The 25,547-nt window shown below is 67.4% G+C and carries 29 protein-coding genes; 6 read left to right on the forward strand and 23 right to left on the reverse strand.

Annotated elements, in window-relative coordinates:
- Position 1: 1 nt before the first annotated feature.
- From B7P44_RS15605 to B7P44_RS15615, 3 genes are all read right to left on the reverse strand, one after another.
- Positions 2-1,114 carry a COX15/CtaA family protein gene (locus tag B7P44_RS15605; protein ID WP_084905628.1) on the reverse strand — a complete coding sequence of 371 codons (1,113 nt, stop codon included), beginning with the start codon at positions 1,112-1,114 and terminating at the stop codon, positions 2-4.
- A gap of 25 nt (positions 1,115-1,139) precedes the next feature.
- Positions 1,140-1,760, reverse strand: a complete 621-nt coding sequence (locus B7P44_RS15610) for an SCO family protein (protein WP_084906725.1) — start codon at positions 1,758-1,760, stop codon at positions 1,140-1,142.
- 63 nt (positions 1,761-1,823) lie between these two features.
- Positions 1,824-2,534: an SURF1 family protein gene (locus tag B7P44_RS15615; RefSeq protein ID WP_231716627.1), complete on the reverse strand. Its 711-nt coding sequence runs from the start codon at positions 2,532-2,534 to the stop codon at positions 1,824-1,826.
- A gap of 84 nt (positions 2,535-2,618) precedes the next feature.
- Here B7P44_RS15615 and B7P44_RS15620 point away from each other — a divergent pair, with 84 nt between their 5' ends.
- Complete coding sequence (locus tag B7P44_RS15620; RefSeq protein ID WP_084905632.1) at positions 2,619-2,828, forward strand: twin transmembrane helix small protein; 210 nt, start codon at positions 2,619-2,621, stop codon at positions 2,826-2,828.
- 183 nt (positions 2,829-3,011) lie between these two features.
- Here B7P44_RS15620 and B7P44_RS15625 read toward each other — a convergent pair whose 3' ends face one another.
- From B7P44_RS15625 to B7P44_RS15655, 8 genes are all read right to left on the reverse strand, one after another.
- Positions 3,012-3,869, reverse strand: a complete 858-nt coding sequence (locus tag B7P44_RS15625; protein ID WP_084905634.1) for a cytochrome c oxidase subunit 3 — start codon at positions 3,867-3,869, stop codon at positions 3,012-3,014.
- A gap of 136 nt (positions 3,870-4,005) precedes the next feature.
- Positions 4,006-4,206: a DUF2970 domain-containing protein gene (locus tag B7P44_RS15630; protein ID WP_059531385.1), complete on the reverse strand. Its 201-nt coding sequence runs from the start codon at positions 4,204-4,206 to the stop codon at positions 4,006-4,008.
- A 16-nt stretch (positions 4,207-4,222) separates the two neighbouring features.
- On the reverse strand, positions 4,223-4,825 hold the full coding sequence (locus B7P44_RS15635) for a cytochrome c oxidase assembly protein (protein WP_084905637.1): 603 nt from the start codon (positions 4,823-4,825) through the stop codon (positions 4,223-4,225).
- Between the two features lie 23 nt (positions 4,826-4,848).
- Positions 4,849-4,989, reverse strand: coding sequence for a cytochrome oxidase small assembly protein (locus B7P44_RS35945; protein ID WP_042586883.1), 141 nt, complete (start codon positions 4,987-4,989; stop codon positions 4,849-4,851).
- A gap of 75 nt (positions 4,990-5,064) precedes the next feature.
- A complete protein-coding gene (gene ctaD / locus B7P44_RS15640) occupies positions 5,065-6,672 on the reverse strand; it encodes a cytochrome c oxidase subunit I (protein ID WP_084905639.1) in 1,608 nt (535 codons plus the stop codon).
- A 43-nt stretch (positions 6,673-6,715) separates the two neighbouring features.
- A complete protein-coding gene (gene coxB, locus B7P44_RS15645; protein WP_084905641.1) occupies positions 6,716-8,281 on the reverse strand; it encodes a cytochrome c oxidase subunit II in 1,566 nt (521 codons plus the stop codon).
- Between the two features lie 49 nt (positions 8,282-8,330).
- Entirely contained in the window at positions 8,331-8,855 is a 525-nt protein-coding gene (locus B7P44_RS15650) for a DUF2244 domain-containing protein (RefSeq protein ID WP_084905643.1), read from the reverse strand.
- Between the two features lie 195 nt (positions 8,856-9,050).
- Positions 9,051-10,016 (reverse strand): methyltransferase domain-containing protein, encoded by a 966-nt coding sequence (locus B7P44_RS15655; protein WP_084905645.1) that lies wholly within the window; start codon positions 10,014-10,016, stop codon positions 9,051-9,053.
- A gap of 119 nt (positions 10,017-10,135) precedes the next feature.
- On the opposite strand from B7P44_RS15655, the gene B7P44_RS15660 reads away from it, so the two are divergent.
- Positions 10,136-10,867 (forward strand): ComF family protein, encoded by a 732-nt coding sequence (locus tag B7P44_RS15660; RefSeq protein WP_088511454.1) that lies wholly within the window; start codon positions 10,136-10,138, stop codon positions 10,865-10,867.
- Positions 10,868-10,975: 108 nt separating this feature from the next.
- Positions 10,976-11,446: a tRNA (uridine(34)/cytosine(34)/5-carboxymethylaminomethyluridine(34)-2'-O)-methyltransferase TrmL gene (trmL, locus tag B7P44_RS15665; protein WP_084905647.1), complete on the forward strand. Its 471-nt coding sequence runs from the start codon at positions 10,976-10,978 to the stop codon at positions 11,444-11,446.
- 1 nt (position 11,447) lies between these two features.
- Here trmL and B7P44_RS15670 read toward each other — a convergent pair whose 3' ends face one another.
- The 5 genes from B7P44_RS15670 to B7P44_RS15690 all read right to left on the reverse strand — a co-directional run bounded on the left by B7P44_RS15670 (position 11,448) and on the right by B7P44_RS15690 (position 14,328).
- Positions 11,448-11,972, reverse strand: a complete 525-nt coding sequence (locus tag B7P44_RS15670) for an O-acetyl-ADP-ribose deacetylase (RefSeq protein ID WP_084905649.1) — start codon at positions 11,970-11,972, stop codon at positions 11,448-11,450.
- Positions 11,973-12,040: 68 nt separating this feature from the next.
- On the reverse strand, positions 12,041-13,039 hold the full coding sequence (locus tag B7P44_RS15675; RefSeq protein ID WP_084905652.1) for an NAD(P)H-dependent glycerol-3-phosphate dehydrogenase: 999 nt from the start codon (positions 13,037-13,039) through the stop codon (positions 12,041-12,043).
- A gap of 26 nt (positions 13,040-13,065) precedes the next feature.
- Positions 13,066-13,548, reverse strand: coding sequence for a protein-export chaperone SecB (gene secB / locus B7P44_RS15680; protein ID WP_017334323.1), 483 nt, complete (start codon positions 13,546-13,548; stop codon positions 13,066-13,068).
- A gap of 100 nt (positions 13,549-13,648) precedes the next feature.
- A complete protein-coding gene (gene grxC / locus B7P44_RS15685; RefSeq protein WP_084905654.1) occupies positions 13,649-13,909 on the reverse strand; it encodes a glutaredoxin 3 in 261 nt (86 codons plus the stop codon).
- Complete coding sequence (locus B7P44_RS15690; protein ID WP_084905656.1) at positions 13,906-14,328, reverse strand: rhodanese-like domain-containing protein; 423 nt, start codon at positions 14,326-14,328, stop codon at positions 13,906-13,908. The genes grxC and B7P44_RS15690 overlap by 4 nt, the downstream gene beginning before the upstream one ends.
- Positions 14,329-14,463: 135 nt before the next feature.
- On the opposite strand from B7P44_RS15690, the gene gpmA reads away from it, so the two are divergent.
- The 3 genes from gpmA (at position 14,464) to B7P44_RS15705 (ending at position 17,870) form a co-directional block, all read left to right on the forward strand.
- Entirely contained in the window at positions 14,464-15,210 is a 747-nt protein-coding gene (gpmA, locus tag B7P44_RS15695; RefSeq protein WP_084905659.1) for a 2,3-diphosphoglycerate-dependent phosphoglycerate mutase, read from the forward strand.
- A gap of 182 nt (positions 15,211-15,392) precedes the next feature.
- Entirely contained in the window at positions 15,393-16,940 is a 1,548-nt protein-coding gene (locus B7P44_RS15700) for a S41 family peptidase (RefSeq protein ID WP_084905661.1), read from the forward strand.
- Between the two features lie 177 nt (positions 16,941-17,117).
- On the forward strand, positions 17,118-17,870 hold the full coding sequence (locus B7P44_RS15705) for a HesA/MoeB/ThiF family protein (protein ID WP_059710976.1): 753 nt from the start codon (positions 17,118-17,120) through the stop codon (positions 17,868-17,870).
- Between the two features lie 46 nt (positions 17,871-17,916).
- Here the strand turns inward: B7P44_RS15705 and ptsP are convergent, their stop codons facing one another.
- The 7 genes from ptsP to B7P44_RS15740 form a co-directional block, all read right to left on the reverse strand.
- The gene (gene ptsP, locus B7P44_RS15710) at positions 17,917-19,686 is read right to left on the reverse strand and encodes a phosphoenolpyruvate--protein phosphotransferase (protein WP_084906728.1); all 1,770 of its coding nucleotides are present in this window, start codon (positions 19,684-19,686) and stop codon (positions 17,917-17,919) included.
- 201 nt (positions 19,687-19,887) lie between these two features.
- Positions 19,888-20,157 (reverse strand): HPr family phosphocarrier protein, encoded by a 270-nt coding sequence (locus B7P44_RS15715; protein ID WP_059566496.1) that lies wholly within the window; start codon positions 20,155-20,157, stop codon positions 19,888-19,890.
- Between the two features lie 71 nt (positions 20,158-20,228).
- On the reverse strand, positions 20,229-20,699 hold the full coding sequence (locus B7P44_RS15720; protein WP_084905663.1) for a PTS sugar transporter subunit IIA: 471 nt from the start codon (positions 20,697-20,699) through the stop codon (positions 20,229-20,231).
- A gap of 230 nt (positions 20,700-20,929) precedes the next feature.
- Entirely contained in the window at positions 20,930-21,886 is a 957-nt protein-coding gene (gene gshB / locus B7P44_RS15725; protein ID WP_084905665.1) for a glutathione synthase, read from the reverse strand.
- A 36-nt stretch (positions 21,887-21,922) separates the two neighbouring features.
- Positions 21,923-23,212, reverse strand: coding sequence for a glutamate--cysteine ligase (gshA, locus tag B7P44_RS15730; RefSeq protein ID WP_059962809.1), 1,290 nt, complete (start codon positions 23,210-23,212; stop codon positions 21,923-21,925).
- A gap of 242 nt (positions 23,213-23,454) precedes the next feature.
- Positions 23,455-24,972, reverse strand: coding sequence for an ammonium transporter (locus tag B7P44_RS15735; RefSeq protein WP_084905667.1), 1,518 nt, complete (start codon positions 24,970-24,972; stop codon positions 23,455-23,457).
- Between the two features lie 42 nt (positions 24,973-25,014).
- Positions 25,015-25,353, reverse strand: coding sequence for a P-II family nitrogen regulator (locus B7P44_RS15740; RefSeq protein ID WP_006398175.1), 339 nt, complete (start codon positions 25,351-25,353; stop codon positions 25,015-25,017).
- Between the last annotated feature and the right edge of the window lie 194 nt (positions 25,354-25,547).

The raw sequence follows: 25,547 nt of genomic DNA on the forward strand, positions 1-25,547 counted from the left end.
GTCACGCCGGGGCGGCGTCGCGCGCAGGCTGCGCGACACGGCCGGGGCGGCTTGAAAGGATGCGAAAGTTTAACATGACGACGAGCAGCAGCAGGATCGCGGCGCCCCCGTTATGGGCCACCGCGACCGGCAAAGGCCACTGCAATACGATATTCGTCAAACCCGTCACGAACTGCAGCACGACCACCAGCAGCACGCCGTTGGCGGGCCGCCGCAGCGATTCGAAGCGGCGCATCTTCAGCGCGAACGCGGCCAGGTACGCGACGACGACGAACGCGAACGTGCGGTGCGTCCAGTGGATCGCGACGAGCGCATCCTGCGTGATCGCGTCGCCGTCCTTCGTCATCCCGAGCGCGCGCCACAAATGGAAGCCGTGCCCGAAATCCATCGGCGGAATCCACTGGCCGTTGCAGGTCGGGAAGTCCGTGCACGCGAGCACCGCGTAGTTGGTGCTGACCCAGCCGCCGAGCGCGATCTGCGCGACGAGCAGCACGAGCGCCGCGAGGGCCGCCGCGCGATAGCGCCCTGCCTCCGGATCGTATGCGGGCAGCGGCGTCTGCCGCGCCGCGAGCCAGCCGAGCGTGCCGAGCAGCGTCAGGCCGAGCAGCAGGTGGATCGTGACGATCACCGGCTGCAGCTTCATCGTCACCGTCCATGCGCCGAACGCGCCCTGCACCAGGATCAGGAGCAGCAGGCTCGTCGGCCACCACGGCGACACGTGCAGCGGCCGGCGGCGCAGCCGCGCGGCCCACGCGATCACCGTCTGCGCGATGATCAGCACGCCGATCGCCATCGCGAAATAGCGGTGGATCATCTCGATCCATGCCTTCGTCATGCTGACGGGGCCGCTCGGCATCGCCTGGTGCGCGGCCGTGATCGCCGCGTGCGCGATGAACGGCGACGACGTGCCGTAGCAGCCGGGCCAGTCCGGACAGCCGAGGCCCGAATCGGTCAGCCGCGTGAAGCCGCCGAACATCACGAGGTCGAGGGTCAGGAACGTGGTGATCCACACGAGCTTGCGGAACTTGTCGTCGTCGGCCTTCACCCACACGTACGACAGCGGCAGCAGCGCGATGCACGAGCCGATCAGGCCGAGTTGCAGTAGATACGACATCGGATTATTGCCTCGTTGTCTCGCGTCAGCCGATGCTCGACCACTTCAGCAGTTTCGTGACGTCGGTCTTGATCTTGCTGGGGTTCGGGTCCTTCGGGAAGCGCATCATCAGGTTGCCGTTCGGGTCGACCAGGTACAGGTGGTCGGTGTCCTGCGTGCCGGCGTCGGCCGGCAGCCACTTGGCGAGCGCAGCCGGATCGGCGACGAGCCTGCGCGTGTCCGGGTACGCGGCCGTGATCTTGTCCGGCACCGCGCCCGCATCGCTGCGCAGCCACACCATCGTGAGCCGGTGCCGTTCGCCGGCCTGCGTCACGCGCACCTGGCGCATGAAATAGAGCTTCTTCGCGCACGCTTCGTCGCACGCGCTGCGGTCGGTCATCACGAACAGCCACACGCCGCGCAGCGACGCGAGCGGCACGGTCTTGCCGGTTTCGTCGGTGACCGTCAGGTCCGGCGGAATCGGCCGCTGCGGCTCGATCAGCGTGCCGTAGTTGGTCGAGCCGCCCTTCGGCTTGATTACGTAATAGGTGAAGTACGACGCGATCATCGGCGCCGCGCAGACGAGCCCGAGCAGCACGAGCGTCCAGCGGCCGCGCTTTCTGGCGGCCGGCGAAACGGGCGCCGCGCCCTGACGGGAAGATTGGATGGACAAATCAGACCTCACGAAACGTACCCGCGGCGTCGCCGCCGCGCACGGACATCGCGCCGCTCACGCGCCGGACGGCTTCTTCGCCGCGCGCCGCGCCGCGTACAAGCCGAAACCGAGCGCGGCCGCCGCCATGCCCCACCACTGAAACATGTAACCGTAATTGCGCTCGACGCCGGTCGTCGGCGCCGGCCAGTCACGCACCAGCTTGTCGCCGTCGTCGCTCGTCTGCTGGATCACGAACGGCTGCAGCGCCAGGCCGATTTCCTTCGCATAAGCGGCGACGTCCAGGTTCTGGCGAATCTTCTGGTGCGGCGCCGAGCCGCCTTCGCCGAGCTCGAACGCGCGCGACGCGTCGGCGCGGGCAATCCCCACGACCTCGATGTCGCCCGCGGGCGTCGCGAACGGCTCGATCGCCTCGCGATCGGCGACGTTGCGCGGCAGCCAGCCGCGATTGACGAGCACGTAGCCGCCGCCCGCGAGTTTAAACGGCATCACGACGTAAAAGCCCGGCTGGTCGTTATACGGCCGATTGTCGAGAAACACCGCGAGCTCCGGCATGAAGCGCCCGGTCGCGCGCACCCGATGGAACTCGATCGATGCGAGCGGAACCGGCTGCGCGCCGACGTCGACGGGCATCGCGTGCTCGTAGCGCACGATGCTCTCCTGCAGCGCCTCCTTCTGGTGCGCGCGGTCGCGCTGCCAGAAACCGAGCCGGATCGTGACCGCGACCACGGCCAGCACGAGCAGCGCGGGAAGCCAGCGGATCTTCATCGTGCCGCCCGCCAAGCGCCATCGCGAAAGCGAAGTGCGATAATTATCCTCTTCCTTTCGAATTGCCGTCGTCCGGTTCGCTCCATGCACATCCTCGTCCCTGTCGCCTTCGTCCTCATCATTGCCAGCATGGCCTCGGCACTCTATTTCATGATGCACGACCGCGGTCACACGAAGCGCATGGTCTGGTCGCTCGCCACCCGCGTCGGGCTGTCGATCTCGCTGTTCCTGTTCATCCTGTTCGCGAACTGGATGGGCTGGATCCATTCGACCGGCCTGCCGATCGGACGCTGACGCCGCCGCGGCCGATGCGACCGATGTGACATTTCGCCGCACGGCCGCGCCTCCAAGCAAAAGCGCCGCCTGACGAAGTCGCGGCGGCGCTTGGGTGATGCCGGGTGCCGGACGATTCGTTCACGCCGTCCGGCGCCCACAAAACCAAACGGCCCGCGCATCGCTGCGCGGGCCGTGTTGCATTTACAGCCAGTAGACGACGACGTACAGGCCGAGCCAGACGACGTCGACGAAGTGCCAGTACCACGCGGCGCCTTCGAACGCGAAGTGATGTTCCGGCTTGAAGTGGCCGCGGATCATCCGCACCAGCACCACCGCGAGCATCGTGCCGCCGAGAAACACGTGGAAGCCGTGGAAGCCCGTCAGCAGGAAGAACGTCGAACCGTAGATGCCCGAGCCGAGCGTCAGGTTCAGTTCGTTGTACGCGTGGAAATATTCGAAGCCCTGCGTGAACAGGAAGCAGACGCCGAGCACGAGCGTCGCGGCGAGCCACGCGATCGCCTTGCGGCGGTGGTCGTCACGCAGCGCGTGGTGCGAAATCGTCAGCGTCGCGCCCGACGACAGCAGCAGCGCAGTGTTCAGCGTCGGGATCGGCCACGGGCCCATCGTCTTGAAGTGGCCGGCGAGCGCGGCCGGGCCTTCGTTCGGCCACACGGCGGAGAAATCCGGCCAGATCAGCTTGTAGTCGAGGCTGCCGAGCTGATGCAGCGCGATTTCACGCGCGTAGAACAGCGCGCCGAAGAACGCACCGAAGAACATCACTTCGGAGAAGATGAACCAGCTCATGCTCCAGCGGTACGACCGGTCGACGTTCTTGCCGTACATCCCGCCTTCCGACTCGGCGATCGCGTCGCCGAACCAGTGGTACAGCGTGAAGAGGAACCACAGCAGGCCGAGCAGCGCGGTATACGGCGCCCAGTCGTGACCATTGATCCACAGCGCGACCGATCCGAGCATGACCAGCAGGCCGACGGCCGCGCTGATCGGATGCTGCGACGGATGCGGCACGAAATAGTACGGGGTCTGGTTTTGACCGCTCATGCTTGATTCTCCACTTCAGTCCAATTTGTGTACCGGAAACCGCTCCGGCTTTATTTCTCGCGCGGCGTGACGGCCGCCGCTCTTTCCTTCGCGGCACGCCAGGCGCGCCGCTTGCATTCCGTTGCTGCCGCGGGCCTCAGCCCACGACGGCGCGCACGATCAGGATCAGCACGCCGATGAACATGCCGGCCGCGAGCAGCGCGACGATCAGCACGTGCAGCGGATTCAGCTGCGTCGCATCGGCTTCCAGGTCGCGCCGCTTGCGCACGCCGAAGAACGACCACAGCACCGCCTTCAATGCCTGGCCGAACGAGCCGCCCCGCTTGACCTCCGTCATCACATCGCCTCCATCGTCATGCGCCCGGCTTCGCCGAGCCGGACGGCTTCGCCGCACCGACTGTCGCCTGGGCCGGCGTATTCAGTTCGAAGAACGTGTACGACAGCGTGATCGTCTTCACGTCCTTCGGCAATTTCGGATCGATCACGAACACCACCGGCATCTTGCGCGACTCGTTCGCGGCCAGCGTCTGTTGCGTGAAGCAAAAGCATTCGATCTTCTTGAAAAACTCCGTCGCCTGCTTCGGCGCGTAGCTCGGGATCGCCTGCGCGACAACCGGACGGTTCTGGCCGTTCGTCACGTCGTACACGATCGTCGTCAGTTCGCCCGGATGCACGTCGAGGCTGTTGTGCTCCGGCTTGAAACCCAGCGGGCCGCGCGCGTTTGCGTCGAACTCGACCGACACGGTGCGGCTGGTGTCGATCTGCGTGTTCTTCGCCTCGCGCTCGCTGACGTCGCGCTGTACGAGGTTGTTGATGCCGGTGATCTGGCAGATCGCGCGATACATCGGCACCAGCGCAAAACCGAAGCCGAACATCAGCCCGGCCACGACGATGAGCTTCACCAGCATCGAACGGTTGAACGCGCGATCCGTGTTCTCCGCTTCCGGCTTCGACATACGACAACTTCCTCGCTACTGCGTCAGTGAGTGGACAGCCACCACTGCTTGATCACGACACCCACAAAAAAGACGGCGGCGATCGCAAGCAGAATCAGGCCGAGCCGCTTGTTGCCCGCGCGGATCTGCTCGGGCGTGCGTCTTTGTTGTGGATTCCGGTTCATCTGAAACCTGCTGTAGAACATTCCGCCTCGCCTGCCTGCGCTGGCAGGCGAAGGCGGAACATCCGGTGAATCGTATTACTCGACGGTCGGCGGGTGCTCGAACGTGTGGAACGGAGCCGGGCTCGGCACCGTCCACTCGAGGCCCGTCGCGCCGTCCCACGGCTTGTCGGACGCCTTCTCCAGCTCGCCGCCGCCACGGTACGCCGGCAGCACGACCGCGAACAGGAAGTACACCTGCGCGAGACCGAAACCGAACGCGCCGATCGTCGCGACCTGGTTGAAGTCCGTGAACTGCGCCGGGTAGTCCGCATAGCGGCGCGGCATGCCCGCGAGACCGACGAAGTGCATCGGGAAGAACGTCAGGTTGAAGAAGATCATCGACGACCAGAAGTGGATCTTGCCGCGCGTCTCGTTGTACATCCAGCCCGTCCACTTCGGTGACCAGTAGTACCAGCCCGAGAACAGCGCGAACAGCGAACCGGCCACCAGCACGTAGTGGAAGTGCGCGACCACGAAGTAGGTGCCGTGGTACTGGATGTCGAGCGGCGCCATCGCCAGCATCAGGCCCGTCAGGCCGCCGAACGTGAACACGAACAGGAAGCCGATCGCGAACAGCATCGGGGTCTCGAAGGTCATCGAGCCGCGCCACATCGTCGCCAGCCAGTTGAACACCTTCACGCCCGTCGGCACCGCGATCAGCATCGTCGCGTACATGAAGAACAGCTGGCCCGTCACCGGCATGCCGGTCGCGAACATATGGTGCGCCCAGACCATGAACGACAGGATCGCGATCGAGGCCGTCGCGTACACCATCGAGCTGTAGCCGAACAGCGTCTTGCGCGCGAACGCCGGGATCACCTGCGACACGATCCCGAACGCCGGCAGAATCATGATGTACACCTCGGGGTGCCCGAAGAACCAGAAGATGTGCTGGTACATCACCGGATCGCCGCCGCCGGCCGCGTTGAAGAACGACGTGCCGAAGTGGCGGTCGAACAGCACCATCGTGATCGCGCCTGCCAGAACCGGCATCACCGCGATCAGCAGGTACGCCGTGATCAGCCACGTCCACGCGAACATCGGCATCTTCATCAGCGTCATGCCCGGCGCGCGCATGTTCAGGATCGTCACGACGATGTTGATGCCGCCCATGATCGACGATGCGCCCATCAGGTGGACCGCGAAGATCGCGAAGTCCATGCCCGGGCCCATCTGCGTCGACAGCGGCGCATACAGCGTCCAGCCGGCGGCCGTCGCGCCGCCCGGCGCGAAGAACGAGCCGACCAGCAGCACCGCTGCGACCGGCAGCAGCCAGAAGCTGAAGTTGTTCATCCGCGCGAACGCCATGTCGGATGCGCCGATCTGCAGCGGGATCATCCAGTTCGCGAAGCCGACGAACGCCGGCATGATCGCGCCGAACACCATGATCAGGCCGTGCATCGTCGTGAGTTCGTTGAAGAACTCCGGACGCATGATCTGCAGGCCCGGCTCGAACAGCTCGGCGCGGATCGCGAGCGCCATCACGCCGCCCGACAGGAACATGATGAACGAGAACAACAGGTACAGCGTACCGATGTCCTTGTGGTTGGTGGCGAACAGCCAGCGCCGAAAGCCATGCGGGGTTTCGTGCGCGTGGTCGTCGTGCGCGTGGCCCGCAGCTACGTCGTGCCCGATGCTAGACATGAGATTCTCCTAATGCGAATACGTCGACAAACACAGCGACACGTCAGGCCGCCGGGCCGATCTCGACACGCCGGGCTTCCTTCGCGTCAGCCCCGCCCGTGACCGTTTCCGGCTTCTTCAGAATGATGTGGTCTTCGGCCACGCCCGCCGCCTTCAGCGCGTCGCGCACGGCTTGCGCGCGGTGCTTGGCCAGTTCGGCGTTCGCGTCGGCCGAGCCCGACTTGTCGGTGAAGCCCGACAGCGCGAGCTTCGCGTCCGGATGCGCCTTCGCATAGTCCGCCGCCGCCGCGATCGCCGACTGTGCGTCGGCCGGCAGCGTGCTCTTGCCCGTTTCGAAATAGATCGTCGACAGCGCGGTCGTGGCCGCCGGCTCCGGCGCCGAAGCCGCTGCTGCCGGCGCTGCGCCTGCAGCGTCCGCAGTGCCTTCAGGCAGCTTGCCGTTACGCGCGTCCGCCACCTGCTTCGGTTGCAGCAGGTCGTTCTTGTGGTTGCCCCACGAGTTGCGCTCGTAGGTGACGACTGCGGCGATGTCGAGGTCCGACAGCGACGCCCACGACGGCATCGCGCCCTTGCCCTTCAGCACGCGCTCGACGTGCGCGGCGATCGGGCCGTTCACGATCGGGCTGCCGTCCATTGCCGGGAACGCGCCGAGGCCCTTGCCGCTGACCTGGTGGCAGGCCGCGCAGTTCGCCTTGTAGACGTCCTCGCCGTGCGCCACCAGCTCGGCCATCGTGTAGACCTTGTTCGGGTCGACTGCCGCGCCGGCCAGCTTGGCCTTCTGCGCGCTGACCCACTTCGCGTAGTCTTCGTCCGACAGCACGACGACGACGACCGGCATGTACGCGTGCTCCTTGCCGCACAGTTCGGTACAGAAGCCGCGGAAGGTGCCGACCTTGTCGGCCTTGAACCACGTGTCGCGCACGAAGCCCGGGATCGCATCCTGCTTCACGCCGAACGCGGGCACGTACCACGAGTGGACGACGTCGTTCGCGGTCGTGATGATGCGGACCTTCTTGTTGACCGGCACGACGAGCGGGTTGTCGACTTCCTGCAGGTAGGTGTCGGTGATCGCCTTCTTGCCCATCACCTCGTCGCGCGGGGTGGACAGCGTCGACAGGAAGCTGATGCCCTCGCCCGGGCCCTTCACGTAGTCGTAGCCCCACTTCCACTGGTAGCCGGTGACCTTGACCGTGAGATCGGCGTTCGTCGTGTCCTTCATCGCGACGACGGCCTTGGTGGCCGGCAGCGCCATCAGCACGACGATGATGAACGGCACGATCGTCCAGATGATCTCGACGGTCGTGCTTTCATGGAAATTGGCGGCCTTGTGGCCCTTGGATTTGCGGTGCGCGAAGATCGAATAGAACATCACGCCGAACACGCCGACGAAGATCACCGTACACAGGATCAGCATCATCGTGTGGAGATCGTAGAGCTCCTCGGCGATCTTCGTGACAGGCGGCTGAAAGTTGATCTCGTTGACGCGGGGGCCGCCCGGGCTATCACCGACCGCCAGGGCGGCACCGGCAAAGAGCAGTCCGCTGCATGCCAGCACGCCCGTGAGGGCTCGCTTGATTGTTTTCATAGCATCCTTACCCAAAATTTCCATTCAAACCCTCCCCCGTCGCAAGCCGCCTGCGCCGCGCCGGCCAACCTGCTCAGCCGCAGCGCCGCAGCGATGCGCGCAACTCGTCGGCAAACTGTGCGCGCCGGTACTGTGCGAGATGCTGCCCGATCACGACGGTCTGCCCGCGCGATACCAGCCGAATCGGATCGCGTGGCGTCGCGCCCGGCTCGACCCGCACCCAGCGCGGGTTGAATTCGATCTGCGTGAGCTGCTCCGCATCCATCCGCTCGATCAGGAGCCGGTGCGGAAACAGCCTGATGCGCTCGTAATCGACCGCATGCCGCGCGTAGATCGCAAACGCGACACCCACCGCCAGCAGCTCGATTCCGGTGAAAGGCATGACGAGCCATGCCCCCCGCCACATCAGCATTGCCGCGATCGCCAGCGAAAAGCCCGCGAGCGACGCGTAAAACAGCACGAACTGGCGCGGCGACGCCGAACAGTTGCGCTTCATGAGCCAGTCCTCGAGGACAGGTTCTGCGTCTGCCGAATCAGTCGAAACGCTCGCTGCTTCCATCGCCGCCTCACGCGAATGGCATGCGATGCATGCCTGCATCGGACTCGCCACCCCGTATTGCGGGGACCCCGGGGCGACAAGCTGACGCATTATAGGCGGGTTCAATGGCATCCACAAGCAAACGCCTATCGCCCCGCGAGCCAAGCGCGACAAGCTTTTCGGCCGTTTCAGGGGCGATTTTGGCCCCGCCTTGCGCTGCTAATTTCAGACATAACAAAACCCCTCTTTACCGCTTTACCGATTCTTCGGACGCCCCTTTCCGATATCCTCGATGCGGACGATGCCATGCCCTTCGGCGGTCGTGCGCGGCACGGCCTTCCACGCGTGCCCGTAGATCACCTCGAAGGTCAGCGGGATCGTGCCGTCCGCGCGCCGGCGCGCGTCGAGCGCGTCGCCGAGCGCCTGCCGGAAGCGCCGCGTCGCGCGCTGCGGCGCCGCGCGCTCGAACGGATAGGCGCCCCAGCGGCGCACGTCGGCCAGCAGCGAATCGGGGGACTTGTAGGTGACGGTCAGCACTTCCTGGTCCATCACGGGAATCTCGAAGCCGCTCTCGACGAGCATGTCGCCGAGGTCGTGCATGTCGACGAAATCGATCACGCGGGGCGCCGTGGGCGCGATGCCGAGCGCGGCCTCGGCCTCGCCGCAGGCCGCGCGCAGCTCGCGCAGCGTGTCGGGGCCGAGCGTGCTGAACATCAGCAGGCCGTTCACGCGCAGCACGCGCTGCCACTCGGGCAGCACCGTGTCGGGGCGGCAATGCCAGTGCAGCGCGAGATTCGACCAGATCAGGTCGAACGCGCCCGCCGCGAACGGCAGCGCCGAGAAATCCGCCTGCGCGACGCGCGGGCCGCGCTGGCCGAGCGCCTTGCCGAGCGACGCGGGCAGCCAGCGGCGCCAGCTCGTCTGCTCGATCTCGCGCTGCCCCGCCCGCGCGAGCATCGCGCCGGACAGGTCGACGCCGAACACCGGCGCCTCGGGAAAGCGCGCGCGCAGCGCCGGGAGGTCGTCGCCCGCGCCGCAGCCCGCGTCGAGCACGGCGGCGGGGCTCACCTTGATGTATTCGAGACGCTCGCACATCCGGTGCGCGATCTCGCGCGGCAGGAACGCGACCGCGTCGAACGTGGCCGCGCGGCGGTCGAAGATTCGACGCAGGCGCCTCGCGTCATAGGCCGGACGGCCGGGGAGGGTCGAAGGTGGAGACATGTCGGGCAAACTGGCGAAGAGCCCGAAGTATACTCGCTCGCCCCGGAAGCTTCATTGAGGCCAAATTGAGGAGCCTGCCGATCAATCGCCGCCCGTTTCCGCTGTCGATCCGCGGCGTTATGTCGCACGCTTTCGCGCAGGTTGCACGCATTGCGGCGATCGCGTTGCCGAACCGCTGCGCACTGTGCGGCAATTTGTCACATGAAGTGATTTGCGCCGGATGCGATGCCGCGTACTGGAACGAAGCGCGCCTGCGCTGCGCCGTCTGCGCGGCGCCGCTCGCTCCGGGGCACGCCCGGCGCGCGGCCGGCTACCGGTGCGACGCGTGCCGCGCCACGCCGCCGCCGTTCGATGCGACACTCGCGCTCGGCGACTACCGGGCGCCGCTCGACGGTCTGGCGCGCGGGCTGAAATTCCACGCGCGGCTCGCGCTCGGCGCGGAGTTCGCCAACCGGCTCGCCCGGCTGCTCGCCGACACGCGCGGCGCGGACGGCGGCTTCGACGTGATCGCGCCGGTGCCGCTTGCGCATGCCCGGCTCGCCGCGCGCGGCTACAACCAGGCATGGGCGATCGCACGGCCGCTCGCGCGCCGGCTCGGCGTGCCGGCCGACGCGACGCTGCTCGCGCGCGTCGTCGAAACGGCGCCGCAGTCGCGGCTCGACCGGCGCGCGCGGCGCGACAACGTCGCGTCAGCCTTCGCGGTCGCGCGCGACGTCGCCGGACGCCATGTCGCGCTCGTCGACGACGTGATGACGTCGGGCGCGACGCTGGCCGCCGCGGCGCACGCGCTCAAGGCGGCGGGCGCCGCGCGCGTGACGAATCTGGTTGCGCTGCGCACCGCCAGGGATTAATTAGAGAGAAGCCGGCCGCCACCCGCGGCCGCGATCGTGACAAACCGGCCGGTCCGGCCGCCGCCCCGTGACAGGGGCGCGCCGGAAACCGCCATCCGAAACCGAAACATGTTCAACGTCGTCCTCGTCGCCCCCGAAATTCCGCCGAACACCGGCAACGTGATCCGCCTGTGCGCGAATACCGGCGCGCGGCTGCACCTGATCGAGCCGCTCGGCTTTCCGCTCGACGACGCCAAGATGCGCCGCGCGGGCCTCGACTATCACGAATACGCGGAAATGCGCGTGCATCCGGACTGGGATGCGTTCGTCGCGGCCGAGACGCCCGATCCCGCGCGGATGTTCGCGTTCACGACGCGCGGCTCGGGCCGCTTCCACGACCATGCGTTCCTGCCCGGCGACTGGTTCGTGTTCGGCTCGGAAACGCGCGGCCTGCCCGCCCCGCTGCTCGAGCGGTTCCCGAACGCGCAGCGCGTGCGCCTGCCGATGCGGCCGGGCAACCGCAGCCTGAACCTGTCGAACACGGTCGCGGTGGTGGTGTTCGAGGCGTGGCGCCAGGCCGGCTTCGAAGGCGGCGACTGAGCTAGCGACGCGCGAGCCGCACGCGATACAGCTCGTATATGTCGGGAGAAAAGCACGCGAACACCACGCGCGCGAGGTTCGGCGCCTGCGGCAGCATGTCGACGACCGTATCGACGGCGATGTCGACCGCCTGCTCGGCCGGATAGCGGTAGACGCCGCAACTGATCGCCGGAAACGCGATCGACGTGCACGCGACCTCTTCGGCGAGCTCGATCGCGCGGCGGTAACACGACGCGAGCATTTCGGCCTCGTTCTGCATGCCGCCATGCCATACCGGGCCGACCGCATGAATCACGTATCTGGCCGGCAGCCCGTGGCCGCGCGTGAGTTTCGCGTCGCCGGTCTGGCAGCCGCCGAGCGTGCGGCATTCGGCGACGAGGCCCGGGCCGGCCGCGCGATGGATCGCGCCGTCGACGCCGCCCCCGCCGAGCAGCGAGCTGTTCGCCGCGTTGACGATCGCGTCGACCGCGAGCGTCGTGATGTCGACGACCTGCGCGTCGAGCGTGGTGGAACCGATCTGCAGCATGACACCCTCCTCGAATGCCGGAGATGGTTCAAGCGTAATCCGCTTTGCGCGGCGATGCGACCGCCGCGCTACTCCGCGCGCGCGTCCCGCCGCAACAGGCCGCTGACCGCGTCGCGCGGCGCGACGCCGTCGAACAGCACGCCGCACACGGCTTCGGTGATCGGCACCTCGATCGCATGCTCGCGCGCGATCGCAAGCACCGCCTGCGCGCAGCGCACGCCTTCAGCAACGTGGCCGAGCGCGGCGAGGATGTCGTTCAGCGAACGGCCGGCAGCCAGCTGCAGGCCGACCGTGCGGTTGCGCGACAGATCGCCCGTCGCGGTGAGGATCAGGTCGCCGAGGCCCGCGAGGCCGGTGAAGGTTTCCGCGCGGCCGCCGAGTGCGACGCCGAGCCGCGACATTTCCGCGAGGCCGCGCGTGATCAGCGCGGCGCGCGCGTTCAGGCCGAGGCCGAGGCCGTCGGCGATGCCGGTCGCGATCGCCAGCACGTTCTTCACCGCGCCGCCGACCTCGACGCCGACCACGTCGTCGCCGGTATAGATCCGCATCGCGCCGTGATGGAACGCCGCGAGCGTGCGGTCGCGGCAGGCGGCCGACGTGCTCGCGATCGTCAGCGCGACCGGCAGCCCCTGGCCGACCTCGCGCGCGAAGCTTGGGCCCGACAGCACGCCGTTGCTGCGCTGTTCCGGCAGCTCGGCGGCGATCACCTGATGCGGCAGCAGATGCGTGTCCGCCTCGAAGCCCTTGCAAACCCAGATCACGTGCGCGGGCACGCAGCCCGCGTCGCGCATCGCGCGGCACAGCGCGCGCAGGCCGGCGACGGGCGCGCCGATCACGCACAGCGCGTCGTCCGCGGCGCCGTGCGCGAGCGCCGCGGCGAAATCCGCGTCGTAGCGCAGCGCATCGGGCAGCGCAATGCCGTCGAGATAGCGGGAATTCTCGTGCCGGGCCTGCAGCCCGGCGATGAGCGCGGCGTCGCGCGCCCACAGAAGCGTGTCGTGCCGCGCGGCCAGATGGCCCGCGAGCGCGGTGCCCCAGGCACCGGCGCCGAGAACGGCTACTTTCATACCCAGCACCGGTCCTTGCTCGTCCCTCAGTTCAGCGTCGAGCCGTTCGGCGCGCCGGCCGCACCAGCCTGTTGCTGCTGGAGCTGCGCGAGACGCTGCTCGTACAGCGCCTGGAAGTTGATCTCGGCGAGGTGGATCGGCGGGAAGCCCGCACGCGTGATCGCGTCGGCGATGTTCGAGCGCAGGTACGGGAACAGGATCGTCGGGCAGGCGATGCCGACGAGCGGGTCGAGCTGTTCGTCAGGAATGTTGCGAATGTCGAAAATGCCGGCCTGCTTCGCCTCGATCAGGAACGCGACCTTGTCCTTCACCTTCGCGGTCACGGTGCCCGACACGACGACTTCGAACACGCTTTCGGCGAGACGCTCGGCCTTCACGTCGACTTCGACTTCAACCGACGGCATGTCCTGCTCGAGGAAGATCGCCGGCGAATTCGGCTGCTCGAGCGACATATCCTTCAGGTAGACGCGCTGGATGTTGAAGAACGGTTGGTTTTCGACGTCGGACATGTTGTTTCCCTAAATGTGGTGACGAGGCGGCCGGCCTGCGCCGGCCGCCCCGGTTGATCCTGCGCGCGTGGCCGCGCGGCCGGCGGCCATTCTGCCCTAATCAGGCGGCTTGCAGAAGCGGCAAGAGGCCGCCTGCGCGGTCGAGCTTCGACAGATCGTCGTAGCCGCCGACGTGCGTGTCGCCGATGTAGATCTGCGGCACCGTGCGGCGGCCGGTGCGCGACATCATTTCCTCGCGGCGCGCCGGCTCCTTGTCGATCAGCACCTTCTCGATCTGCTCGACGCCGCGCAGCTTCAGGAGCCGCTCGGCCTGGACGCAATACGGGCACACCTGGGTGCTGTACATGACCACTTTGTTCACTTCGCCACTCCTTGTTTGACGACCGGCATCCCGGCCTGCTGCCAGGCGGCGACGCCGCCTTCGAGCACGTGCACCTCGGCATAGCCCGCCGCCTCGACCGCGCGCGCCGCCTTCTGCGACTGCTGGCCGTTCTGGCACACGAGCAGCACCGGGGTGCTCTTGTTCTTCGCGACCTGCGCGATCTTCGCGCCGATCTCGCCGGCCTCGACCTGGCGCGCCGACGGCAGGTGGCCGGCGGCGAACTCGGACGCCGGACGCACGTCGATCACGACCGCGTTGCGACGATTGATGAGCTGGGTCGCCTCGGCGGCCGACAGGCCGCCGCGGCCGCGTCGCAGCGCGGGAAACGCAAGCAGGCCGCCGGATACCAGCAGGATCGCGATCAGGGCCAGGTTCGTGTAATCGGTAAAGAAACTCACGGAATTCCGCCGGAAAGAGAGAAATCGGAAAAGGACAATCCGGCCATTATAAAATAACCGTCTTGCGCGATGGCGGGCCCGTCCCGGGCGCCGTGCGGCGCGCACCGCTTCCTTCACTACCGACCGCAAGCATCTATGTACAAGCTCGTCCTCATCCGCCACGGCGAATCGACGTGGAACAAGGAAAACCGCTTCACCGGCTGGGTCGACGTCGACCTGACCGAGCAAGGCTGCAACGAGGCCTACCAGGCCGGCGAACTGCTCAAGGAAGCCGGCTACACGTTCGACATCGCGTACACGTCCGTGCTCAAGCGCGCGATCCGCACGCTGTGGCACGTGCAGGACCGCATGGACCTGATGTACCTGCCCGTCGTGCATTCGTGGCGCCTCAACGAGCGCCATTACGGCGCGCTGTCGGGCCTGAACAAGGCGGAAACGGCCGCGAAGTTCGGCGACGAGCAGGTGCTCGTCTGGCGCCGCAGCTACGACACGCCGCCGCCCGCGCTGGAGCCGACCGACGAGCGCGCGCCGTTCGCCGACCCGCGCTACGCACGGGTGCCGCGCGAGCAGCTGCCACTCACGGAATGCCTGAAGGACACGGTCGCGCGCGTGCTGCCGCTGTGGAACGAGTCGATCGCGCCGGCCATCAAGGGCGGCAAGCAGGTGCTGATCGCCGCGCACGGCAACTCGCTGCGCGCGCTGATCAAGTATCTCGACGGCATCTCGGACAGCGACATCGTCGGCCTGAACATCCCGAACGGCGTGCCGCTCGTCTATGAACTCGACGAGAACCTGAAGCCGGTCAAGAGCTACTACCTGGGCGACCAGGACGCGATCGCGAAGGCGCAGGCCGCCGTCGCGAAGCAGGGCAAGGCGGGCTGATCCCGCCCCGCCGTGCCGGCCCCGCGCCGGCGCGGCGGGCGTCCGCCCGGACCCGCGAACCTCTTCGCCCGGGCGCGGTCGAACCGGTTTCGGTCCATTCCACTGCCCCGCCGGACGAACAGTTATACTAGTCCGCTCAATCCCCGCTACCGCCACGCGCTTCCCGACCGCACCAGATCTCTATGCGTATGAAATTGAAGAACATCGGCCTGATTGCCGCGGGCCTTGCCACGGGCGTGTTCGCCACGCTGCAAATCTCCGCGTCGGCCGAGCAGACCGTCACGGCGCCGCTTCCGCTCGACCAGCTTCGCCTGTTCGCCGAGGTGTTCGGCCAGATCAAGCGCGAGTACGTCGAGCCGGTCGACGACAAGAAGCTGCTGACGGCGGCGATCAAGGGCATGGTGTCGAGCCTCGACCCGCACTCGTCGTTCCTCGACAAGACCGACTACGAAGAGCTGCAGGAGCAGACGAAGGGCCGCTTCGCGGGTCTCGGCATCGAGATCTCGCAGGAAGACGGCCTCGTCAAGGTGATCTCCCCGATCGAGGACACCCCGGCGTTTCGCGCCGGCATCCGTCCGGGCGACCTGATCACCCGCATCAACGACAAGCCGGTGCGCGGCATGACGCTCGACAAGGCGGTCAAGCAGATGCGCGGCGAGCCGGGCACCAAGGTCACGCTGACGATCTTCCGCAAGAGCGATGACCGCACGTTCCCGATCACGGTCACGCGCGCGGTGATCCGCGTGCAGAGCGTGAAGCTGAAGATGCTCGACCCGGGCTACGCGTACATCCGCATCACGAGCTTCCAGGAACGCACGACGCCCGATCTCGCGGCGAAGCTGCAGGACATCGCGCGCCAGCAGCCGAACGTGAAGGGCCTGATCCTCGATCTGCGCAACAACGGCGGCGGCCTGCTGCAGAGCGCGGTCGGCGTCGCGGGCGCGTTCCTGCCGCCGGATTCCGTCGTCGTGTCGACCAACGGCCAGATCCCCGATTCGAAGCAGGTCTACCGCGACACCTACGACAATTACCGCCTGCCGTCGTTCGACGGCGATCCGCTGAAGGGCCTGTCGCCGGTCTTCAAGACCGTGCCGATCATCGTGCTGACGAATGCGTATTCGGCCTCCGCGTCGGAAATCGTCGCGGGCGCGCTGCAGGATTCGAAGCGCGCGACCATCATGGGCAAGACGACGTTCGGCAAGGGCTCGGTGCAGACGGTCCGTCCGATGACGGCCGACACCGCGCTGCGCCTGACGACCGCCTACTACTACACGCCGAGCGGCCGTTCGATCCAGAACAAGGGCATCACGCCGGACGTGCCGGTCGACCAGTACGCGGACGGCGATCCGGACGACGTGCTCGTGACGCGCGAGGTCGACTACACGAACCACCTCGCGAACACGCAGGATCCGAACGAGAAGAAGGAGCAGGAAGAACGCGAGCAGCGCCGGATGGACCAGCTCCGCATTCTCGAGGAGCAGAACGACAAGAAGACGCCGGAGCAGCGCCAGAAGGACCGCGATCGCAAGCCGATCGAGTTCGGCAGCACGGAAGACTTCATGATGCAGCAGGCGCTCGCGAAGCTCGAAGGCAAGCCGGTGCAGGCCTCGAAGTCGCTGCTCGCCGAGAGCACGCAGGCCCCGGCCGGCAAGTCGGCCGCGAAGCCGGCGCCGAAGGCGTCCGCCGCCAAGCCGGCGTCCGCGCCGAAGCCCGCGTCGGCGCCGCAATAAGCGCCGGGCGGCACCCGACGGGCCATCGCGGCAACCCCGCGATGGCCCGTTTTGTTTGGGTGCGCCGCCGCGCACAGATCGATGCCGCCCCGACCGGCACAGCACGTTCGGCCGCCCGCCACCCGTGCGGGCAGGCTCTAGAATAAGCAGGTCCGCCCCGCGCCCCGCCCTCCGCTCATGAACGACGATCAACTTCTCCGCTACTCCCGCCACATCCTCGTCGACGAAATCGGCATCGAGGCGCAGCAGCGCTTTCTCGACGCGCACGCGATCGTCGTCGGCGCGGGCGGGCTCGGCTCGCCCGCGGCGATGTACCTCGCGGCGTCCGGCGTCGGCACGATCACGCTCGTCGACGCGGACACGGTCGATCTCACGAACCTGCAGCGGCAGATCCTGCACGCGACCGCATCGGTCGGCCGCCGGAAGGTGGAATCGGGGCGCGACACGCTCGCGCAGCTCAACCCCGACGTGACCGTGCACGCGGTCGCCGAGCGCGTCGACGGCGCGTGGCTCGACGCGCACGTGCCGCAGGCGAGCGTCGTGCTCGACTGCACCGACAACTTCGCGACCCGCCACGCGATCAACCGCGCGTGCGTCGCGCACCGCGTGCCGCTCGTGTCGGGCGCGGCGCTGCGCTTCGACGGCCAGATCAGCACGTTCGACTTCCGGCGCGCGGATGCGCCCTGCTACGCGTGCGTGTTTCCGGAGGACCAGCCGTTCGAGGAAGTCGCGTGCGCGACGATGGGCGTGTTCGCGCCGACGGTCGGGATCATCGGCGCGATGCAGGCCGCCGAGGCGCTGCGCGTGATCGGCGGCATCGGCGCGACGCTGAACGGCCGGCTGATGATGCTCGATGCGCTGCGGATGGAATGGACGACGATGAAGATCGCGCGCCAGGCGGACTGCCCGGTGTGCGGCGGGCGGCACTGACGCGCGGCCCACGCCCCGCGTGCGGGAACGTGGGCGCACACAGGCTCTAGGCCGCGTCCGCGTGCGGCTCGGCGGTCGACAGGCGCTGCAGCGCCGACTGCACTTCCTCGGGCTCGAACGCCGCGAGCACGTCGGCCGTCGGCTTTTCGAGCGCCTTCAGGTGCGCGCGCAGGATCTCCTGCTTGACGACGAGCAGCTGGCTCGTTTGCATCGAGAACTCGGTGAGGCCCATGCCGAGCAGCAGGCGCGTGAGCGCCGGATCGCCCGCCATCTCCCCGCACACCGACACCGGCACCCCGGCGCGCTTCGCTTCGCGCAGCGTGTACGCGATCAGGTGCAGCACCGCCGGATGCAGAGGATCGTACAGATGCGCGACCGCGTTGTCCGCGCGATCGATCGCGAGCGTGTACTGGATCAGGTCGTTGGTGCCGATCGACAGGAAATCGACACGCTTCAGGAACAGCGGCAACGCGATCGCCGCCGCCGGAATCTCGATCATCGCGCCGATCTGCACGTTCGGATCGTAGGCAAGCCCCGCGTCGTCGAGCTGGCGCTTCGCCTCGCGGATCAGGTCGAGCGTCTGGTCGATCTCCTGCGCGTGCGCGAGCATCGGGATCAGGATCTTCACCTGCCCGAACGCGGACGCGCGCAGGATCGCGCGCAGCTGCGTGAGGAACATCTGCGGCTCGGACAAGCTCCAGCGGATCGCGCGCAGGCCGAGCGCCGGGTTCGGCGCGGTCTCGTAGCCTTCGTCGAGCGCTTCGAGCGGCTTGTCGGCGCCGACGTCGATCGTGCGGATCGTCACCGGCATGCCCTTCATCCATTCGACCGCGCGCTTGTACGCGGCGAACTGCTCCTCTTCCTCCGGCATCGCCTTCTGGTGCATGAACAGGAATTCGGAGCGGAACAGCCCGACGCCGACCGCGCCCGCCTCGACCGCCGCTTTCGCGTCGTCGGGCAGCTCGATGTTCGCGTACAGGTCGATCTTGGTGCCGCATAACGTTTGCGTCGGCGAGAACTTGAGACGCTGCAGCTTGCGTTGCTCCAGCGCCCTTTCGGACTGGCGGTACGAATATTCCTCGAGGACGATCGGCGCCGGATCGACGATCACGATGCCCTGGTCGCCGTCGACGATGATCAGGTCGTCCTGGCGGATCAGCGTGCTCGCGTGCTGCACGCCGACCGCGGCCGGAATGCCGAGGCTGCGCGCGACGATCGCCGTATGCGACGTGCGCCCGCCGAGATCGGTGACGAACGCCTGGAACGACTGGGTCTTGAACTGCATCATGTCGGCCGGCGCGATGTCGTGCGCGACGACGATCATCTCTTCGGTGCCGGACTTCGCGGCGCCGTTGAACGCCTGCGCGGCGGACGGCGCGCCCGCGAGCGCCTTCAGCACGCGCTCGACCACCTGCTCGATGTCGGCCTTGCGTTCGCGCAGGTATTCGTCCTCGATGTCGTCGAAATGGCGCGTGAGCAGGTCGAGCTGCTCGGTCAGCGCCCATTCGACGTTGTAGCGGCGCGCGCGGATCAGGTCGATGGTTTCCTGCACGAGCATCGCGTCGCTCAGGATCATCGCGTGCACGTCGATGAATGCGCCCACTTCGGTCGGGGTATCGTCGGTCAGGTCCGCGCGAAGCGCGTCGAGCTCGCGATGCACGGCCGCGAGCGCCGTACGGAAGCGCTCGACCTCGGCGTCGATCTGATTCGCCTCGATCAGGTAATGGGCGACGTCGAGCGCCGCCGGCGCGATCAGATACGCACGACCGATCGCGATACCACGTGAGACGGGAATGCCATGCAGCGTGAACGACACGCGCACCTCCTCTTTACATGAACAGCCGCGGCGCACCGCTGCGATGCGCTTATGACCCCGATAGCGATTATAAATTCCGCACGTGGCAGCTGACTGCATGCAGCGCAGCATTGCGCGGATCGCATCAATCGTGCCCGCGAAAAAAATGCCGCGATAGGCGCGGCATTCTCACTGGAAACGGCAGCGATTCTGTGCTGCGGGTCACTGCCCTTCGCCGAACTTGTCGGCGATCAGCTTGAGCAGCGCGTCCATCGCTTCCGTCTCGTCCGGCCCTTCGGTCTCGATCGTGACCGTGCTGCCGATGCCCGCCGCGAGCATCATCACGCCCATGATGCTTTTCGCGTTGATCTTGCGCCCGTTGCGCGTCATCCACACTTCCGACTGGAAATTGCCGGCCAGTTGCGTGAGCTTGGCCGATGCGCGCGCATGCAGCCCCAATTTATTGACGATAGTGGTTTCTTGTTGAAGCATGGTTCTCGGTCGGTCGAGGCCGCCGGCGGCCTGCGCCGGCGAACGGGTCTAAAACGGGGAACGCAATCCGGTCACGTCGATCGGGTGCGCGGGCACGGCTCCGGCGGAATCGGCGCGCATGCGCCGCAGCCGACCTCGGACGGCGGCGGCGGCGTGCCCGCCGCGACTTCGTGGACGCCTTTCGCGCCGCCGGACAACGCCTTGTCGACGAGCTTGTCGAGCGGCATCGTGCGGTAGCAGACCGCGCGCACCAGCATCGGCAGGTTGACGCCCGCCAGCACCCGCACATTTGCGACCTTCGCGAGCTGGCCGGCGATGTTCGCGGGCGTCGCGCCGTACATGTCGGTCAGCACGATCGCGCCGTTTTCTTCCCGGAGCCGCGCGAGCTCCGCATGCGCGAACGCCATCACCTGAACGGGATCGCTGTCCGCCTGCACGTCGATGCAGCCGATGCGCGCGGGCACGCCGCCGTAGATGTGCGCGATGCAGTCCCGCAGCGCGGTCGCGAGCGGGGCGTGCGCGATGATCAGAATCCCTGCCATGTCAGCACCCGCCTGTCCGCCCCGAGCCGGGCAACGAGCAACGCGATTGAGAGGGTCGTTTCATGTTCAAGCCTTGCAACGAGTTCGGCCCGGCCGCCGGGCCTTCGGCGCGTCGCAACGCGGCGCCGGGCGAGCGGGCATTGTAGCAGGCCGGTCGGCCGATCCGGCCGAGCCATCCCGGCGGCGGGGGACCTGCGCGGCCGCCGCCGGCGTTGCGCGAAAAGGGCGGCTTACGCGGCCGCGCGCTCCAGCGCGTCGACGAACATCGCGGCGACGTCGAAGCCCGTCTGCTCCATAATCTCGCGGAAGCACGTGGGGCTCGTGACGTTCACTTCGGTCAGCCAGTCGCCGATCGCGTCGAGCCCGACCAGCAGCAGCCCGCGCGCGGCCAGCACCGGACCGAGCGTTTCGGCAATCTCGCGGTCGCGCGCGGTGAGCGGCTGCGCGACGCCGAGCCCGCCCGCGGCGAGGTTGCCGCGCACTTCGTTGCCCTGCGGAATCCGCGCGAGCGAATACGGCACCGGCTCGCCGCCGATCAGCAGGATGCGCTTGTCGCCCTGCTTGATCTCGGGAATGAACTTCTGCGCCATCACCGTGCGCGCGCCGTCGTGGCTCAGCATCTCGACGATCGAGCCGAGGTTCATGCCGTCCGCCTTCACGCGGAAGACGCCCATCCCGCCCATCCCGTCGAGCGGCTTCAGGATCACGTCGCCGTGCTCGGCGTGGAACGCGCGCAGCCGCTGCGCATCCCGCGTGACGAGCGTCGGCGCGACGAATTGCGGAAACTCGCCGATCGCGAGCTTCTCCGAGTGATCGCGGATCGACTGCGCCTTGTTGAATACGCGCGCGCCCGCGCGCTCGGCGAGTTCGAGCAGCCACGTCGACGTGACGTACTCCATGTCGAACGGCGGATCCTTGCGCATCAGCACCGCGCCGAACGACGCGATCCGTCGCGCTTCGACCGCCCCCGCCTCGTACCATGGCGCGCGATGCAGGTCGTCCAGGTCGCCGACGAACGTGATGCGCCGCACGTCGGCCTCGACGGCGGAACCCGTCCACGTGAGGTGGCGCGGCTCGCACGCATAGATCGCATGCCCGCGCCGCGCCGCCTCCGCCATCATCGCGTAGGTCGAATCCTTGTAGATCTTGAAGCGCTCGAGCGGGTCGGCGATAAAGAGAATGTCCATGCGGGTCCTGTCTTTGCGGTGCCGGCAGCGCGGCCGTTACACCTGAATGGCTTCCGGATCGGTCTTTTCCAGTTCGATCGACGACGCGATCAGCGACAGCCGCGCGACGACGCCGTACATGTAGAACCGGTTCGGCGGCGCGGCGCCCGGCTTGGCTCCGGCATCCGGCAGCGCGGTGTGCTCGAAGCCGAGCGGCACGTAGTGCATGCCCGGCGCGTTCAGGTTCTGGTCGCGCTCGCGGCCGCCGTGCGTGCGGTAGAAGCCGCCGACCACATACCGGTCGATCATGTAGACGACCGGCTCCGCGACCTCGTCGCCGATCCGCTCGAACGTGTACACGCCTTCCTGCACGATCACGTCGCGCACCGCGACGCCGGCCTTCGACTCGGCCATCTGCGCACGCTCCGCCTTCGACATCCGGCCGATCTCGGCCGCGTCGTGCACGGTCATCACGCCGCGCCCGGCGGTGCCGGCATCGGCCTTCACGACGACGTACGGCTTCTCGCTGATGCCGTACTCGCGATACTTGCGCGCGATCTTCTTCAGCACGCCGTCGATCGCGTCGGCGAGCGCCTGCTCGCCTTCATGCCCCTGCCAGTCGACGCCCTCGACGTGCGCGAAATACGGATTCACCATCCACGGATCGACGCCGACCATCTTCGCGAACTTCTTCGCGACGTCGTCGTAGCACGAGAAGTGCGTCGACTTGCGGCGCACCGCCCAGGCCGCGTGCAGCGGCGGCAGCAGGTACTGCTCGTGCAGGTTTTCCAGCACGGGCGGGATGCCGGCCGACAGGTCGTTGTTCAGCAGGATCGAGCACGGGTCGAAATTCTTCAGGCCGAGCCGGCGCGGCGTGCGCTCGAGCGGCTCCAGCACGATCTTCTGGCCGTCGGCGAGCGTGATCGGCGTGATGTCGGTGATGCTCGGGTCGAGCGAGCCGAAGCGCACGTTGAGGCCGGCCTGGCGCATGATCGTCGCGAGCCGCGCGACGTTTTCCAGATAGAACGCGTTGCGGGTCGGCAGCTCGGGAATCACGAGCAGGTTCTTCGCGTCCGGGCAGATCTTCTCGATCGCGGCCATCGCCGCCTGCACGGCGAGCGGCAGCACTTCGGACGGCAGATTGTTGAAGCCGCCGGGAAACAGATTGGCGTCGACGGGCGCCAGCTTGAAGCCGGCGTTGCGCAGGTCGACCGAACAGTAGAACGGCGGCGTGTGTTCCTGCCATTCGAGCCTGAACCAGCGTTCGATCGCAGGCGTGGCGTCGAGGATTTTCTGCTCGAGTTCAAGCAGCGGACCGTTTAACGCCGTAACGAGGTGGGGAACCATGAATCACTCGCGAGCGGGAGAATGAAGATTGTAGAGCAATTGCATTGCCCATTTGGGGATTGTTCCCGGGTTCGCAAGGATTTGGAGGAAGTTTCTGGCTATTGACCTGATAGCGCGCAGGGTTATCCGCTGCCGGGCCCCATTGCAGGAGAAAAAAAACCCGCCGGGAAGGCGGGCCGAAGTCGCTGCGCTCATTCGTTGCGGGGGCGGCGTCGCGGCCGCCCGCCGTCCATCGTTCCGGCTTACTCGACGTGCTCGCCATGCAGGATCACGTCGAGGCCTTCGCGCTCCTCCTCTTCCGACACGCGCAGGCCGATCGTCAGGTCGATCAGCTTCAGCAGGATGAAGCTCAGCACGCCGCTGTAGACCAGCGTGATCAGCACGCCCTTCGCCTGCAGCAGCAGGCTGCCGTCGGCGCCGCCGATGTCCTTGACCGCGAACACGCCCGTCAGCAGCGCGCCGAGAATCCCGCCCACGCCGTGCACGCCGAACGCGTCGAGCGAATCGTCGTAGCCGAGCTTCGACTTGAGCCACGTCGCCGACCAGAAGCAGACCACGCCCGCCGCGATGCCGATCACGAGCGCGCCCGCCACGCCGACGAAGCCGGCGGCCGGCGTGATCGCCACGAGACCCGCGACCGCGCCCGACACGATGCCGAGCACCGACGGCTTGCCCTTCGCGACCCATTCGGCAAACATCCAGCCGAGCGCCGCGCAGGCCGTCGCGACTTGCGTCGTCAGCATCGCGAAACCGGCACGGCCGTCGGCCGCGACCGCCGAACCGGCGTTGAAGCCGAACCAGCCGACCCACAGCATCGAGCCGCCGATCATCGTCAGCACCAGGTTGTGCGGCGCCATCGATTCGCGGCCGTAGCCGACGCGCTTGCCGAGCACGAGGCACGACATCAGGCCCGCGATGCCGGCGTTGATGTGCACGACCGTGCCGCCCGCGAAGTCGAGCACGCCGTCGGCCGACAGCCAGCCGGTCGGCTCCCACACCATGTGCGCGATCGGCACGTAGACGATCAGCGACCAGAGCGTCATGAACACGAGCATCGCCGAGAACTTCATCCGGTCGGCGAACGCGCCGCAGATCAGCGCCGGCGTGATGATCGCGAACGTCATCTGGTAGACGAAATAGACCGATTCCGGAATCGTCGTCGCGAGATGGCTGACGGTCAGCGTCGTCGCCTTGTCGCCGTGGATGTAGTTCATCCCGTGCAGGAACACGCGCGACAGGCCGCCGATGAAGCCGTTGCCCGGCGTGAACGCGAGGCTGTAGCCGACGACCGTCCAGAGCACCGTGATCAGCGCGGTGATCGCGAAGCTCTGCATCACGGTCGCGAGCACGTTCTTCTTGCGGACCATGCCCGCGTAGAACAGCGCGAGGCCCGGGATCGTCATGAACAGCACGAGCGCGGTGGACGTCAGCATCCACGCGGTGTCGCCCGCGCTGATCTTCGACGCATCGACCGAGAACGGCGCGGTCGGCGCGGCGGGCGCGGCCGGGGCCGACGCGGCTGCGGCGGCCGATGCTTCGGCGCCCGAAGCCGGCGCGGCGGCAGCCGTTGCAGCCGTTGCGGGGGCCTCCGACGCAGCCGGCGCCGAAGCGGCCGGGGCGGCAGCGGCCGATGCATCGGCGGCCGTTGCGGCAGGCGCGGACGCAGCCGCGGCCGACGCCGCGTCGTCCGCGAGCGCGGGGCCAACGCCGGCCGCGATCAGCGAGCCGGCCATCAGCAGGGTCATCAGAAGTTTGCGCATCTTGGTTTTCCTCTTGTCGCTCGTTGTCGCTCGTCTTGTCCGTTACAGCGCGTCTGCGCCTGTCTCCCCGGTGCGGATCCGGATCACCTGTTCGATCGGCGTGACGAAGATCTTGCCGTCGCCGATCTTGCCGGTGCGCGCGGCCCGCTCGATCGCTTCCACCGCCTGGTCGACGAGATCGTCGGACACGGCCGCCTCGATCTTCATCTTCGGCAGGAAATCGACCACGTATTCGGCGCCCCGATACAGTTCGGTGTGCCCTTTCTGGCGACCGAACCCTTTCACCTCCGTCACCGTGATGCCGGAGACGCCGAGGGCGGAGAGCGCCTCGCGCGTCTCATCGAGCTTGAACGGCTTGATGATTGCGGTAATGAGTTTCATGAAGTCCTCTCGCTGGGTTGTCCCGTCGAATTGGTTGGATGTGTACCGGACTCTCTCCAGCAACTCGCATGCCATGTGCGTCCGGGTGACGCATTGCGCCCGTGCGGCGACGGTCGCATCCCGTGCGAAAGGACGTCGGAGCCCGGCCGAACGGCCAACGGGGGCCGGGTTTGCTGGCGCCGGGCGACGATCGT

The organism is Burkholderia ubonensis subsp. mesacidophila (assembly GCF_002097715.1).
In the GTDB taxonomy this organism is placed as follows: Bacteria; Pseudomonadota; Gammaproteobacteria; order Burkholderiales; family Burkholderiaceae; genus Burkholderia; species Burkholderia mesacidophila.

Coding starts and splice junctions, on each gene's coding strand:
- B7P44_RS15650 (WP_084905643.1), bottom strand. CDS start 8,855: ATGCAGGCATGCATCGCATGCCATTCGCGTGAGGCGGCGATGGAAGCA.
- B7P44_RS15700 (WP_084905661.1), top strand. CDS start 15,393: ATGCGTATGAAATTGAAGAACATCGGCCTGATTGCCGCGGGCCTTGCC.
- B7P44_RS15635 (WP_084905637.1), bottom strand. CDS start 4,825: ATGTCGAAGCCGGAAGCGGAGAACACGGATCGCGCGTTCAACCGTTCG.
- gshB (WP_084905665.1), bottom strand. CDS start 21,886: ATGGACATTCTCTTTATCGCCGACCCGCTCGAGCGCTTCAAGATCTAC.
- B7P44_RS15605 (WP_084905628.1), bottom strand. CDS start 1,114: ATGTCGTATCTACTGCAACTCGGCCTGATCGGCTCGTGCATCGCGCTG.
- secB (WP_017334323.1), bottom strand. CDS start 13,548: ATGTCCGACGTCGAAAACCAACCGTTCTTCAACATCCAGCGCGTCTAC.
- B7P44_RS15615 (WP_231716627.1), bottom strand. CDS start 2,534: ATGAAGATCCGCTGGCTTCCCGCGCTGCTCGTGCTGGCCGTGGTCGCG.
- B7P44_RS15735 (WP_084905667.1), bottom strand. CDS start 24,972: ATGCGCAAACTTCTGATGACCCTGCTGATGGCCGGCTCGCTGATCGCG.
- B7P44_RS15620 (WP_084905632.1), top strand. CDS start 2,619: ATGCACATCCTCGTCCCTGTCGCCTTCGTCCTCATCATTGCCAGCATG.
- B7P44_RS15720 (WP_084905663.1), bottom strand. CDS start 20,699: ATGGCAGGGATTCTGATCATCGCGCACGCCCCGCTCGCGACCGCGCTG.
- B7P44_RS15715 (WP_059566496.1), bottom strand. CDS start 20,157: ATGCTTCAACAAGAAACCACTATCGTCAATAAATTGGGGCTGCATGCG.
- gpmA (WP_084905659.1), top strand. CDS start 14,464: ATGTACAAGCTCGTCCTCATCCGCCACGGCGAATCGACGTGGAACAAG.
- B7P44_RS15630 (WP_059531385.1), bottom strand. CDS start 4,206: ATGACGGAGGTCAAGCGGGGCGGCTCGTTCGGCCAGGCATTGAAGGCG.
- B7P44_RS15705 (WP_059710976.1), top strand. CDS start 17,118: ATGAACGACGATCAACTTCTCCGCTACTCCCGCCACATCCTCGTCGAC.
- B7P44_RS15670 (WP_084905649.1), bottom strand. CDS start 11,972: ATGCTGCAGATCGGTTCCACCACGCTCGACGCGCAGGTCGTCGACATC.
- B7P44_RS15625 (WP_084905634.1), bottom strand. CDS start 3,869: ATGAGCGGTCAAAACCAGACCCCGTACTATTTCGTGCCGCATCCGTCG.
- B7P44_RS35945 (WP_042586883.1), bottom strand. CDS start 4,989: ATGAACCGGAATCCACAACAAAGACGCACGCCCGAGCAGATCCGCGCG.
- B7P44_RS15740 (WP_006398175.1), bottom strand. CDS start 25,353: ATGAAACTCATTACCGCAATCATCAAGCCGTTCAAGCTCGATGAGACG.
- B7P44_RS15660 (WP_088511454.1), top strand. CDS start 10,136: ATGTCGCACGCTTTCGCGCAGGTTGCACGCATTGCGGCGATCGCGTTG.
- B7P44_RS15675 (WP_084905652.1), bottom strand. CDS start 13,039: ATGAAAGTAGCCGTTCTCGGCGCCGGTGCCTGGGGCACCGCGCTCGCG.
- coxB (WP_084905641.1), bottom strand. CDS start 8,281: ATGGAAATTTTGGGTAAGGATGCTATGAAAACAATCAAGCGAGCCCTC.
- ctaD (WP_084905639.1), bottom strand. CDS start 6,672: ATGTCTAGCATCGGGCACGACGTAGCTGCGGGCCACGCGCACGACGAC.
- B7P44_RS15655 (WP_084905645.1), bottom strand. CDS start 10,016: ATGTCTCCACCTTCGACCCTCCCCGGCCGTCCGGCCTATGACGCGAGG.
- gshA (WP_059962809.1), bottom strand. CDS start 23,212: ATGGTTCCCCACCTCGTTACGGCGTTAAACGGTCCGCTGCTTGAACTC.
- trmL (WP_084905647.1), top strand. CDS start 10,976: ATGTTCAACGTCGTCCTCGTCGCCCCCGAAATTCCGCCGAACACCGGC.